This is a genomic window from Solwaraspora sp. WMMA2065 (assembly GCF_030345075.1).
GTDB lineage: Bacteria > Actinomycetota > Actinomycetes > Mycobacteriales > Micromonosporaceae > Micromonospora_E.
The window spans coordinates 4,943,760-4,956,319 of sequence record NZ_CP128361.1 but is presented as its reverse complement, the minus strand read 5'-3'; the positions used below and the strand labels follow the sequence as shown (position 1 = coordinate 4,956,319).

At 71.1% G+C, this 12,560-nt stretch carries 9 protein-coding genes; 7 read left to right on the top strand and 2 right to left on the bottom strand.

Annotated features, from left to right (window positions below):
* Positions 1-68 precede the first annotated feature (68 nt).
* Positions 69-1,982 (bottom strand): molecular chaperone DnaK, encoded by a 1,914-nt coding sequence (gene dnaK, locus O7610_RS22580; RefSeq protein WP_281552450.1) that lies wholly within the window; start codon positions 1,980-1,982, stop codon positions 69-71.
* A gap of 344 nt (positions 1,983-2,326) precedes the next feature.
* On the opposite strand from dnaK, the gene O7610_RS22575 reads away from it, so the two are divergent.
* The 3 genes from O7610_RS22575 to O7610_RS22565 all read left to right on the top strand — a co-directional run bounded on the left by O7610_RS22575 (position 2,327) and on the right by O7610_RS22565 (position 7,184).
* A complete protein-coding gene (locus tag O7610_RS22575; RefSeq protein WP_289211789.1) occupies positions 2,327-4,063 on the top strand; it encodes a GTPase domain-containing protein in 1,737 nt (578 codons plus the stop codon).
* Entirely contained in the window at positions 4,060-5,820 is a 1,761-nt protein-coding gene (locus tag O7610_RS22570; protein ID WP_281552448.1) for a GTPase, read from the top strand. The genes O7610_RS22575 and O7610_RS22570 overlap by 4 nt, the downstream gene beginning before the upstream one ends.
* A 134-nt stretch (positions 5,821-5,954) precedes the next feature.
* The gene (locus O7610_RS22565; protein ID WP_281552447.1) at positions 5,955-7,184 is read left to right on the top strand and encodes a hypothetical protein; all 1,230 of its coding nucleotides are present in this window, start codon (positions 5,955-5,957) and stop codon (positions 7,182-7,184) included.
* A 13-nt stretch (positions 7,185-7,197) separates the two neighbouring features.
* Here the strand turns inward: O7610_RS22565 and O7610_RS22560 are convergent, their stop codons facing one another.
* Complete coding sequence (locus tag O7610_RS22560) at positions 7,198-7,962, bottom strand: hypothetical protein (RefSeq protein WP_289211788.1); 765 nt, start codon at positions 7,960-7,962, stop codon at positions 7,198-7,200.
* A gap of 449 nt (positions 7,963-8,411) precedes the next feature.
* Between O7610_RS22560 and pdhA the strand changes: the two genes are divergently transcribed.
* The 4 genes from pdhA to O7610_RS22540 all read left to right on the top strand — a co-directional run bounded on the left by pdhA (position 8,412) and on the right by O7610_RS22540 (position 12,369).
* On the top strand, positions 8,412-9,590 hold the full coding sequence (gene pdhA, locus O7610_RS22555; RefSeq protein ID WP_281552445.1) for a pyruvate dehydrogenase (acetyl-transferring) E1 component subunit alpha: 1,179 nt from the start codon (positions 8,412-8,414) through the stop codon (positions 9,588-9,590).
* Positions 9,587-10,576, top strand: coding sequence for an alpha-ketoacid dehydrogenase subunit beta (locus O7610_RS22550; protein WP_281555777.1), 990 nt, complete (start codon positions 9,587-9,589; stop codon positions 10,574-10,576). Before pdhA ends, O7610_RS22550 begins: the two co-directional genes overlap by 4 nt.
* 6 nt (positions 10,577-10,582) lie before the next feature.
* Positions 10,583-12,010, top strand: coding sequence for a dihydrolipoamide acetyltransferase family protein (locus tag O7610_RS22545; RefSeq protein WP_281552444.1), 1,428 nt, complete (start codon positions 10,583-10,585; stop codon positions 12,008-12,010).
* A gap of 221 nt (positions 12,011-12,231) precedes the next feature.
* Entirely contained in the window at positions 12,232-12,369 is a 138-nt protein-coding gene (locus O7610_RS22540) for a hypothetical protein (RefSeq protein WP_199758042.1), read from the top strand.
* The last annotated feature ends 191 nt before the right edge of the window (positions 12,370-12,560 follow it).

Below are 12,560 nucleotides of genomic sequence, written 5' to 3'. Positions count from 1 at the left end.
TGTGGCTACCTCGCTCCGTGCGGCGGTTCGAGGGAAGATCATCGCTGGTCCTCGGCCTCGACGAGGACTCACTTCTTGTCGTCCTCGATGATCTCCGCGTCGACCACGTCGTCCGGCCCGCCGGCGGCACCACCCGACGCGGACGCCCCAGCGGCGCCCGGTCCGGCGGTGCCCGGTCCGGCCTCGCCGGGGCCGCCGGCACCGCCCGGCTGACCCGGCTGCTCGGCCTGCTGGGCGTAGAGCTGCGAGCCGGCCTGCTGGGAAACCTGGGCCAGCTTCTCGTGCGCGGACTTGATCGCCTCGATGTCGCTGCCGGCCAACGCGCCACGCAGTTCGCCCAGCGCGTCGTTCATCTGGTCGCGGGAGTCCGACGGCAGCTTGTCACCGCTCTCGGCGAGGAACTTCTCGGTCTGCCACTGCAGCTGCTCGGCCAGGTTGCGGGTCTCCGCCTCCTCGCGACGCCGCTTGTCCTCGTCGGCGTGGTCCTGCGCGTCGCGCATCATCCGCTCGATGTCGTCCTTCGGCAGCGCCGAGCCGCCGGTGATCGTCATCGACTGCTCCTTGCCGGTGCCCAGGTCCTTGGCGTTGACGTGGACGATGCCGTTCGCGTCGATGTCGAAGGCGACCTCGACCTGCGGCACGCCGCGCGGCGCCGGCGGGAGCCCGGTCAGCTCGAAGGTGCCGAGCTTCTTGTTGTACGCGGCGATGTCCCGCTCACCCTGGAAGACCTGGATGAGCACCGACGGCTGGTTGTCGTCAGCCGTGGTGAACACCTCGGAACGCTTGGTCGGGATGGTGGTGTTGCGCTCGATCAGCTTGGTGAAGATGCCGCCCTTGGTCTCGATGCCCAGGCTCAGCGGGGTCACGTCGAGCAGCAGGACGTCCTTGACCTCGCCCTTGAGCACACCGGCCTGCAGCGCAGCACCGACCGCGACCACCTCGTCCGGGTTGACGCCCTTGTTCGGCTCCCGGCCGGTCAACTGCTTGACCAGGTCGGAAACGGCCGGCATCCGGGTGGACCCGCCAACCAGAATGACGTGGTCGACGTCGGCCAACTTGACGCTGGCGTCCTTGATCGCCTGCTCGAACGGGCCCTTGCAGCGGTCCAGCAGGTCCTGGGTCATCCGCTGGAACTCGGCGCGGGTCAGCGTGACGTCCAGGTGCAGCGGCGCCGACGGGGCACCGTCCGACCCGGCCGGGCCGGCGGTGATGTACGGCAGGTTGATGCTGGTCGTGGTGGCGGCGGACAGCTCGATCTTGGCCTTCTCCGCAGCTTCCCGCAGCCGCTGCATCGCCATCTTGTCCTGGGCCAGGTCCACGCCGTGCTGGCCACGGAACGTCTTCACCAGGTGGTCGATGATCCGCTGGTCCCAGTCGTCACCACCGAGGAGGTTGTCACCACTGGTCGACTTGACCTCGATCACGCCCTCGCCGAGCTCCAGCAGCGAGACGTCAAAGGTGCCGCCACCGAGGTCGAAGACCAGGACGGTCTGCTCCTTGGAGCCCTTGTCCAGGCCGTACGCCAGGGCTGCCGCGGTCGGCTCGTTGACGATTCGCAGCACGTTGAACCCGGCGATCTCGCCGGCTTCCTTGGTGGCCTGACGCTGCGCGTCGTTGAAGTACGCCGGGACGGTGATCACCGCGTCAGTGATCCGTTCACCGAGGTAGGCCTCGGCATCCCGCTTGAGCTTCATCAGGGTACGGGCGGAGATCTCCTGCGGCGTGTACTTCTTGCCGTCGATGTCGACGGTCCAGTTGGTGCCGATCTCCCGCTTGACCGACCGGATCGTCCGGTCCGGGTTGGTCACCGCCTGTCGCTTGGCGACCTCGCCGACGAGCACCTCACCGTTGCGGGCGAACGCGACGATGGAAGGAGTGGTCCGGGAGCCCTCCGCGTTGGCGATGACGGTAGGCTCACCACCCTCCAGCACACTGACGCAGGAGTTCGTCGTGCCCAGGTCGATACCGACCGCACGTGCCATGGTCGCTTCCTCGCTTCGTTCGTAGAGCAGGTGCCGGGGCACCGCCCCGCCGTACACCCACCACAAGTTGAGTGGACTTGACTCAATACTGCCACGATCGCAGCCGCCGTCAAGTCAGGTTGAGTCGGAGTCGCGCAACCTACACCCTCACCAGCAACGATCCCCCCTCCGACCCCGTCGCACACAGTGTCATCGGCAGCCACGCCGGGCCGGTTCAGGTTGTCTGGCATGCATTGATCGGGCACGCTTTACCCGTGACCACGCAGGGCGGACCGGCCGCGCCCAACCCCGGCGCACCCGCACTTCCCGCTGCACTCGAGCGACTACGCTCCGCAATCGCGGCTATGGCGTACCCTCTCGTGCTGCCCTCGGCCGAGGAGGGCCGCGAGGTCGGTGCCGGCTTGATCGCCCAGCTGGACGACTATCTACTACCCCGGCTCGCCCGACTCGACGCACCGCTGCTGGTGGTGGTCGGCGGCTCCACCGGTGCGGGCAAGTCGACCCTGGTCAACAGCATGGTCCGGGCCCGGGTCAGCGCCACCGGCGTACTACGGCCCACCACCCGGTCCCCGGTGCTGGTCAGCCACCCGGCGGACGCCAGCTGGTTCCGGCAGGGCGAGCTGCTGCCCGGTCTGACCCGCACCGCCGGCCCCACCGACGCCCCGGACGCGCTGCAGCTCGTCGCCGCGCCGGCGCTACCCCCCGGGCTGGCCTTTCTCGACGCGCCGGACATCGACTCGGTGGTCGACGCCAACCGGGCGCTCGCCGTCCAACTGCTCGCCGCCGCCGACCTGTGGCTGTTCGTCACCACCGCCGCCCGGTACGCCGACGCGGTTCCCTGGCAACTGCTGCAGACCGCGCAGCTGCGCGGGACCATGGTCGCGCTCGCCCTGGACCGGGTGCCGACCGAGGCGGTCGACGAGATCACCGCGCACCTGCGGGAGATGCTCACCGACCACGACCTCGGCGACGTCCCGATCTTCGTGGTGCCCGAGACGGTGGTCGGCGGCCAGGGACTGCTGCCGGAAATCGTCGCCGCACCGCTGCGCGAATGGTTCGGCCAGCTCGCCGGGGACGCCGCCGCCCGCGCCGCGGTGATCCGGCAGTCCCTGGACGGGGCGCTGAGCGCGCTGGCGCCGACCGTCGAAGGGCTGGCCTCCGCCGCCGACGACCAGCTCGACGCGGCCCGCACCCTGACCGACCGGGTCCGCGCCGCGTACCGCAGCGCGAGCCGCAACGCCGAGCAGGCGGTGCAGGACGGCCGGCTGCTCCGCGGCGAAGTACTTGGCCGCTGGCAGGACTTCGTCGGCACCGGCGAACTGTTCCGTTCACTGGAGGCCAGGGTGGGGCGGCTTCGCGACCGGGTGCTCAGCGCCGTCACCGGCCGGCCCGCACCCGCCAACCAGCTGCGGACCGCGATCGAGTCACAACTGGTCACCCTGATCAGGGGCGCGGCGACCGAGGCCGCCGACGCCGCGAACCTCGCCTGGCGGACCCACCCGGCCGGTGCCGCGCTACTCACCCCGGACCTCGCCCAGCCCTCCGCTGACCTGCCGGAACGCGCCGAGCGACTGGTCCGCGACTGGCAACGCGACGTGCTCGAACTGGTCCGGGCCGAGGCCGGCGACAAACGGTTCGTCGCCCGCACCGCCGCGTACGCGGTGAACGCCACCGGGCTCGCCGTCATGATCGCCGTCTTCGCCTCGACCGCCTTCATCCCGACCGGGCTGGAGGTCGCCGCCGCCGGCGGCACCACCGTCGCCGCCCAGAAGGTGCTCGAGGCGATCTTCGGCGACCAGGCGATCCGCAACCTCGCCAACCGGTCCCGGGAGGGTCTGCTGCGCCGCATCCGGGCACTGCTCGATGAGGAGGCCGGCCGCTACCTGCGGCTGATCGAAGCGGCCGGTGTCCCGCCGCAGGCCGTCGACGCCACGGCCACCCCGCCCGGCGACCGGCTGCGCGCCGCAGCCGTCGAGGTCGAGCAGGCCCGGGCGGCAGCCGGGTTGAGCAGCGGTACGCCGTACCGGTTGCCGGACGCCCTGCCCGGCGCGACCGGACCGCTGCCGGGAGCGGTCGCGTGACCGGCTTCGTCGACCGGGTCCGACACCTGGTCCGAGGAGACTCACGGGTGGACGCCGACCTGCTGGTCGACCGGCTCGACGCGCTCGGGCGGTTCCTGCGCGCCGCCGACGGTCGGATTCCCGACGACCGGCTCGGAGCCGCCCGCACCCTGGTCGAGCGGGCCGGAGCCCGGCTGGCGCTGTCCCGGGAGCACACCGTCGTGGCGCTGGCCGGCGCCACCGGCAGCGGCAAGTCCAGCATCTTCAACGCGCTGGCCGGGCGGGACCTCTCTTCGGTCGGCGTGCGCCGCCCCACCACCGGGTACGCGCACGCGTGCGGTTGGGGGGCGGTCGACGGGGCGAGCGGGCTGTTGGACTGGGTCGGGGTCCTGCCCCGACACCGGTTCGTCCGGGAGAGCGCCCTGGACGGCACCGACGAGGCCGGGCTGCACGGTCTGGTCCTGCTCGACCTGCCCGACTTCGATTCGGTTGAGTACGGACACCGGCTGGAGGTCGACCGGCTACTCGGCCTGGTCGACCTGGTGATCTGGGTGGTCGACCCGCAGAAGTACGCCGACCGGGTGATCCACCGCAGCTATCTGCGGGAGTTCCATCGCAACCGGGACGTCACCGTGGTGGTACTCAACCACGCCGACCGGCTGGACCGGGCCGAGCTGCCCCGGCTGCTCGCCGACCTGCGCCGGCTGCTCGACGCCGACGGGCTCGACGGAGTCCCGCTGCTGGCCACCTCGGCGCTGGTGCCGGCCGCGATGACCGAGCTGCGCCGGCTGTTGGAAGGCACGGTGGCCGAGCGGCAGGCGGCGCTGCGTCGACTCTCCGGTGATCTGGATACGGTCACCGACGGTCTGGCGGAGCTGGTCGGTCCGGCCGACGAACGCGCCGAGGATGAGATCAACCGCGGCACGGTGCGCCGGCTCAGCCTGGCGCTGGCGGCGGCGGCCGGGGTGCCGAGCGTCGTCGACGCCGTCGAGTCGGCGTACCTGCACCGGGCCGGGGCCGCGACCGGCTGGCCACTCACCCGGGCCTGGCGCAGGCTGCGGCCGGATCCGCTGCTACGGCTGCACCTGCTCGGCTCCGGCCGGACCGGCGGCACCGGCCCGGCCGACCAACCAGCGCCGGTGACCGCGCCCGATCGACCGGTGCCGCCGTCGCTGACCGGGGCTGGTGGACCGGTGCCGGTCACCTCGTTGCCGGCGCCGAGTGCGGCGCAGCGCGCCGCGGTCGATCTGGCCGTACGCAGCCTCGCCGAGCAGGCCGGTAGTCGGCTGCCGACCCCCTGGTCTGCGGCGGTTACCGCCGCCGCCCGGTCGCAACGGGCCGAGCTGCCGGACGCTCTCGACCGGGCGATCGGCGGCGCCGACCTGGGCCTGGACCGGCAGCCGATGTGGTGGCGGCTGGTCCGCGCGGTGCAGTGGGCGGTCACCGCCACCGCCGCCGCCGGGCTCGGCTGGCTGCTGGTCGGCTTCGTCATCCGTACGCTGGGTCTGCCGGCCCTCGACTATCCGACGGTCGGTGTCCTGCCGGTGCCGACCGCGATGCTGCTCGGCGGCCTGCTCGGCGGGGTTCTGCTCAGTCTGTTGATCCGTCCGGTGACCGGGTGGGCGGCCCGACGGGTCCGCAGACGGGCCGAGGACCGGCTGTACGACGTGGTGGCCGAGACTGCCCGCCGGTTGGTCGTCGCCCCGGTCCGGGCGATCCTGCAGGCGCACGCCGACGCCCGCGACGCGCTGGACCGCGTTCGGTCGTCCCACCGCTGAGGGCCCTGTCCGGTCTTCTGGTGGGAGCGCGGCCCACGGCCTGGCTGGACGGGGCCGGAGTCCACCCGCCCGGCGTGCCCGACATGTAACGCACAGGTGATGCCACCCGCCGCAGCACGGCGTAGGGTCGATTCATGGCCACGCCTGAAACCCCCTACGAAGCGGTGCTCGCCGCCGCCCGTGACGTGACCAAGTTGGAGTGTGCACTCGACGCGGAGATGCTCGGCGCCGCCCTGCTCGGCAGCGTGTACGCGGTGGCGGAGACGGACCGCGCCGATGCGGTCCGGGAGTTCGTCGGCGGTTTTCTCGCCGCCACCACCCGCCGGCGCGCCGCCGCCGCTACCACCATCCGTACCGTCTTCGCCCGGCTGGTGCCGGAGGCGGCGGGCGCCGCCGCGGTGAAGGTCGGCAAGACCGCGCCGCCCTGGTCGGACCGGTTGGGCCGGGTCCGGCTGACCGGCAGCTACGCGTACGGCGACGTGTACGGCGACCAGACCTCGTACCTGGCCACCTTCGCCTACGACGACGAGCTCGGCGGCCCCGAACACGCGATGGTGGCGCTGGTCGACCACAACATCGGCATCACCAAGGATGTCTTCGTCGGCGGTCCGGCCGAGCGGGTCCTCGGTCAGGTCCGGCAGATGTGCGCCAACGACGAGCTGACCTGGTTCCGTGAAGAGGATCCCCGGGTCCTGCGCGGTGAGGTGAGCCGGCACCTGGCGATCACCGACGGGCTGGGCGAGTTGCCCGGCGAGGGGTCGCTCGCCACCGACCGGGCGTTGGTCGGCGCGCGGCTCGCCGTACTGCCCGCGCCGCTGCGGACCGTGGCGCTGGCGCCGGACGACCCGCTGCCCGCCGACCGGCGGACCGTCCTGGTGCGGGAGTTCCTCGCGTCTGCCGAGGCCAAGCGGTTCGGTCTGGACGCGGCCGGCGACGCCGACCTCGCCTCGCTGCACTTCTGCCTGAGCCTGGTGCTCGACCACTCGGCGAGCCTGCTCGACCCCGACCCGATGCGCTGGAGCCCGGCGGTGGCTGGCATGTTCCTGCTGGACTGGGTGCACCGCCGGGCGGTGCTGGACATCGACGACGCGGCCATGCTGCCCGGCGTGGTCCGCGGCTGGTCCGCGTACGCCGGCCGGCAGCGCGGTCTACCGGCAGCGGCGTTCAGCCAGATGGACGCCGCGATCGCCGAGATGGTGCCGGAGTTCGTCCGTCTCTACACCACCGGGGAGCGCCGCAGCCCCGCCACGGCCGCAGTCGCCCAACTCCTTGCCGAGGGTGTCGACCTCAACGATCCGCAGGCGCTCGACGCCTGGATCGAGGCCAACCGGCAACGACTCGCCGACGAGCAGGGCGGATCCTGACGGGTCTATCCGGTTATGCCGCGTCCGACGGCTGCGGGCTGCAGGACGGATCCGGCGTCGGGTCCGGATCCACGTCGGGGTCCGGGGTCGACGTCGGCGACGGATCGATGTCCGGATCGATGTCCGGATCGATGTCCGGATCCACATCTGGATTCGGCGACGGCGTCGGGGACGGATCGGGATCCGGCGACGGATCGATGTCCGGGTCGACGTCCGGGTCGACGTCCGGATCCGGCGACGGTGTCGGGGACGGACCGGGATCCGGGTCGATGTCGGGGTCGACGTCGGTGACGGGCGGCGGGTCGTCCGGAGTGCCGGACGGTGGCTGTTCCGATCCTGGATCGCTGGGGGTCGTCGGTGCTGGACCATCGGAGTCCGCCGGTGCGCCCGAGGCCGGCCGGTCACGATCCGACGGTCCGCCCCCGCTGTCGCGCCGGGTGCCGGTGGAAGGTCCGTCCCGGCCGCCGGCACGACGATCCATCGATGCGTCCTGGTCGGTACCGTCCCCGCCGGTCGGCTCGACCGGTCCGGACGGGGTCGGGTGCGGCAGCGGATGCACGATGATCGGTCCGCCGCCCGGCTGGCCGATCAGCGGCAGCACCGTGGCCGGGCCACCCCCGGCCACCGTCGCCGAACCCGCGCCGAGCGTCGCCAGCAGCGGCAACGAGGCGGTCAGCACCAGCAACGCCACGATCAACGCGAACCGCCGGGCAGGTCCGTCCACCTCGGTAGGCCGGGCCAGGCGATCCTGCGGCAGCAGCACGGCTGGACTCCTCATCGGTATGGCCTCCGGTCGATCCACGGTCCTACAGATCACCGGTTCTGGATACATAGTGAAGCAGTGACAGAAAGTTTTCCAGTTCAATACATCGTGTTATCAGAACCGGACGGATGAGTCACACTCGGCCGAACGCAGCGCGAGGCTACAAGTTCCGCGCAACGCGGACATCGCACCTGCATGCCCGGACCGACCTATGACACCCCTCACCTCCAATGCGAATATGGACCGGACGGCACCGCAGCCGCTGCCTCCGCCTCTACCGCGGCGGGCACGACTCGATGACGTCCCTCCCGGACCGGGTCCAGCCAGAACCCGGCCCGTGCCGCGCGGCAACCCTGACCCGGGCCAGGCGCGGTGAGAGGACCTGCACCGGCAGCAGCCGGCAGCGGGACGAGCTGCGCGGTCGGGACACCCCCGCTGCCACGCACGAGCGATGGGAGAGACGGATGGCGAAAGGCGAGCGCGGGACAGCGACCCGTGCCAGACCGGCCGCGGCTCGACGGCGCGTCAGCAAGAACGCCGCCGATCCGGAGTTGGTGCAGCTGCTGACTCCGGACGGCGAACGGATCGACCGGGTGACCGGCCCCGACGGCACGCAGTACACGGTCGACTTCACCGACGCCGAGTACCGTGCCCTCTACCGGGACCTCGTCGTGGTGCGGAAACTCGACGCCGAGGCGACCGCCCTGCAGCGCCAGGGCGAACTGGGCATCTGGGCGAGCCTGCTCGGTCAGGAGGCCGCGCAGGTCGGCTCCGGACGGGCGCTGCGCGCTCAGGACATGGCGTTTCCCACCTACCGCGAACACGGTGTGCTCTACTGCCGCGGCATCGACCCGATCATGCCGCTGGGGTTGTTCCGCGGGGTCGACCAGGGTGGCTGGGATCCGAACGAGTTCAAGTTCAACATGTACACGATCGTGATCGGCGCCCAGACGCTGCACGCCACCGGCTACGCCATGGGCATCACCATGGACGGCAAGGTCGGCGGCGACGACGGCGAGGCGGTCATCGCGTACTTCGGTGACGGGGCGTCGGCGCAGGGTGACGTCAACGAAGCCTTCGTCTGGTCCAGCGTCTTCAACGCGCCGATCGTCTTCTTCTGTCAGAACAACCAGTACGCGATTTCCGAACCCCTCGAACGACAGACCAGGATCCCGCTCTACCAGCGGTCGTCCGGCTTCGGCTTCCCGGGCGTACGGGTGGACGGCAACGACGTGCTGGCCAGCTACGCGGTGACCCGGACCGCGCTGGACAACGCCCGGCACGGGCAGGGTCCGACGCTGATCGAGGCGTACACGTACCGGATGGGGGCGCACACCACCTCCGACGACCCGACCCGGTACCGGATCGCCAGCGAGGTGGAGGCGTGGCAGGCCAAGGACCCGATCGCCCGGGTCCGCGCCTTCCTGGAGAAGCAGCAGATCGCCGATGCCGACTTCTTCGCCGAGGTCGACGCGCAGGCTAAGCGGGACGCGGTGCACCTGCGGGAGCGGGTGCTGAGCATGCCCGACCCGCAGCCCGGCGCGCTCTTCGATCACGTGTACGCGCACGGCTCGCCGCTGCTCGACACCGAGCGGGCCCAGTTCGAGCGGTACCTGGCATCGTTCGAGGGAGGGTCGCACTGATGGCTGAGACACTCACTCTCGGCAAGGCGCTCAACGCCGGGCTACGCAGGGCGCTCGACAGCGACAGCAAGGTCGTCCTGATGGGCGAGGACGTCGGCAAGCTCGGCGGCGTCTTTCGGATCACCGACGGCCTGCAGAAGGACTTCGGCGAGGACCGGGTGATCGACACCCCGCTGGCCGAGTCCGGAATCATCGGCACCGCCGTCGGCCTGGCCATCCGCGGCTTCCGCCCGATCTGCGAGATTCAGTTCGACGGCTTCGTCTACCCGGCGTACGACCAGATCGTGTCCCAGGTGGCCAAGATGCACTACCGGTCGCAGGGCAAGGTGAAGCTTCCGATCGTGATCCGGATCCCGTTCGGCGGCGGTATCGGTGCGGTGGAGCACCACTCCGAGTCGCCTGAGGCGTACTTCTCGCACACCGCCGGGCTGAAGGTCGTCGCCTGCTCCAACCCGCAGGACGCCTACACGATGATCCAGCAGGCGGTGTTCTCCGACGACCCGATCATCTTCCTGGAGCCGAAGCGGCGGTACTGGGAAAAGGCGCCGGTCGAGCTGGAGGCACCACCGGGTACGGCGTACCCGCTGCACGCCGCCCGCACAGTGCGGCCCGGCAGCGACGCGACGGTCCTGGCGTACGGGCCGATGGTACGCACCGCGCTGGACGCGGCGACCGCCGCCGCCGAGGAGGGCCGCGAACTCGAGGTGATCGACATGCGGTCACTGTCCCCGCTGGACCTGGCCGGTACGTACGAGTCGGTCCGGCGGACCGGCCGTTGCGTGGTGGTGCACGAGGCGCCGACAAACCTCGGTCTCGGTGCCGAGATCGCCGCCCGGATCACCGAGGAATGCTTCTACTCCCTGGAGGCGCCGGTCCTGCGGGTGGGCGGCTTCAACACGCCGTACCCGGCTGCCCGCCTGGAAGAGGAGTACCTGCCGGACCTGGACCGGGTACTCGACGCCGTCGACCGCGCGTTCGGTTGGTGAGCGCCGATGTCTCGGATCAAACAGTTCGACCTGCCTGATCTCGGCGAAGGCCTCACCGAGGGAGAAATCCTCAAGTGGCTCGTCGGGGTCGGCGACGTCATCGAGCTGAACCAGCCGATCGTCGAGGTGGAGACCGCGAAGGCCGCGGTAGAGATCCCCGCCAAATGGGGCGGGCGGGTGCAGGCCATCTTCCACCCGGAAGGTGCCACAGTCGAGGTCGGCACGGCGATCATCGCGATCGACACCGAGCCGGCCGCCGGCCCCGCCGCTGAACCGACCGGCCCAGCCCCGTCCCGACCCGAACCGCCACAGCCGGAGATCCCGCCGACCAGCGGTGCGATCGAGCCGGGCATGATCGGCGGGCCGGCACCCGGTGGTCGGACCGCCGTGCTGGTCGGCTACGGCCCGCGGACCACTGCGGCCAAGCGCCGGCCCCGCCGCACCACCGGTGAACCGACTCAGCCGGCCGAAGTGGCGTCGGCGTCGGCCGGCCAGCTGACGGCCGAGCCGGCACCGGCTGAACCGGTACCGGCCGGACCAGGCCCAACCGGGCCGGTGACGAAGGCGCTGGCCAAGCCACCGGTGCGCAAACTCGCCCGGGACCTCGGAGTCGACCTGGCCGGGCTGCGCGGGAGCGGTCCGCTCGGCTCGGTCACCCGGGTCGACGTACTCCGGGCCGGCGAGGCACGAAACGGGTCGGCGCAGACCGGGCCCGCCGTACCGCTGTCCGCCTCCGACCGCGAACAGCGGATCCCGGTCAGAGGGGTACGCAGGTTGACTGCGGAGAACATGGTCGCGTCGGCGTTCACCGCGCCGCACGTCACCGAGTTCCTCACCGTCGACCTGACCAGATCGGTGAAGGCACTGGACCGGATCCGGAGCCAGCCCGACTGGCAGGGGATCAAGGTCTCGCCGTTGCTGATGGTGGCCCGGGCGATGCTGCTGGCGGCACGCCGGCACCCGATGGTGAACTCCACCTGGGCCGGCGACGAGATCGTGGTCAAGGAGTACGTGAACCTCGGCATCGCGGCGGCGACCGAACGGGGCCTGATCGTGCCGAACATCAAGGACGCTGGGCGGCTGACCACTCGGGAGCTTGCCGAGGCGATGGCCGACCTGGTTCGGACTGCGAAGGCGGGGCGGACCGCGCCGGCCGACATGGCCGGCGGCACGATGACCGTCACCAACGTCGGGGTGTTCGGAGTGGACAGTGGCACTCCGATCCTCCCGCCGGGCGAGTCGGCGATCCTCGCGATCGGCACGATCCGCAAGGCACCCTGGGTACACAAGGAGAAGATTCGGATACGCCAAGTAGCGACCCTGGCGCTGTCGTTCGACCACCGGATCATCGACGGCGCACTCGGCTCCGCCTTCCTACGCGACGTCGGAGCGTTCCTGACCGACCCGGAGGCGGCACTGCTCGCCTGGACCTGACCGCCGACCCCTGACGCGACCACGAACGGCGTCGCCACCGTCACCGGTGGCGACGCCGTTTCCGTAGCACCATTAAGTATCCTCGGATCAAACCCGTGCAGGTCGTGGATTCTTAGGCTAGTGGCGACACTCACCTAAGAATCATTGGCAAGCTGGGCTCAGGTGCGCTTCACTTGAGTTGACCGCCGAAGCGGTCGACAAGAGATCCACAGGAGAGCACCATGTCCATGATCGATCGCATCCGCCGCCACCGGGAAGCCAGCCGCCGAACCCGCGCCCTGGAGCGGGCGCTGCGCTCCACTGACTCGGCCGCCGTACGCGACGAGATCCGCGCCATCGCACAGCGCTACCACAGCTGAACGGACCGCCGTCACGGTCCGCCGTCCCGCGACACCTCCGCCACTTCGACGGCACCAGGATTCCTCCGTTGCGGGATCGCCCGGTACGGTGGGCTCGGTCGCCGTCGGGTCGATCCGGCGCGCTGGAGACCAGAACCGGTCGGCAGCCGCCGGACGGCCAGCCGGCACACCCAGGCTGGTAGTGCAGACAG

Coding starts and splice junctions, on each gene's coding strand:
- O7610_RS22565 (WP_281552447.1), top strand. CDS start 5,955: ATGGCCACGCCTGAAACCCCCTACGAAGCGGTGCTCGCCGCCGCCCGT.
- O7610_RS22545 (WP_281552444.1), top strand. CDS start 10,583: ATGTCTCGGATCAAACAGTTCGACCTGCCTGATCTCGGCGAAGGCCTC.
- pdhA (WP_281552445.1), top strand. CDS start 8,412: ATGGCGAAAGGCGAGCGCGGGACAGCGACCCGTGCCAGACCGGCCGCG.
- O7610_RS22540 (WP_199758042.1), top strand. CDS start 12,232: ATGTCCATGATCGATCGCATCCGCCGCCACCGGGAAGCCAGCCGCCGA.
- O7610_RS22560 (WP_289211788.1), bottom strand. CDS start 7,962: ATGAGGAGTCCAGCCGTGCTGCTGCCGCAGGATCGCCTGGCCCGGCCT.
- O7610_RS22575 (WP_289211789.1), top strand. CDS start 2,327: ATGGCGTACCCTCTCGTGCTGCCCTCGGCCGAGGAGGGCCGCGAGGTC.
- dnaK (WP_281552450.1), bottom strand. CDS start 1,982: ATGGCACGTGCGGTCGGTATCGACCTGGGCACGACGAACTCCTGCGTC.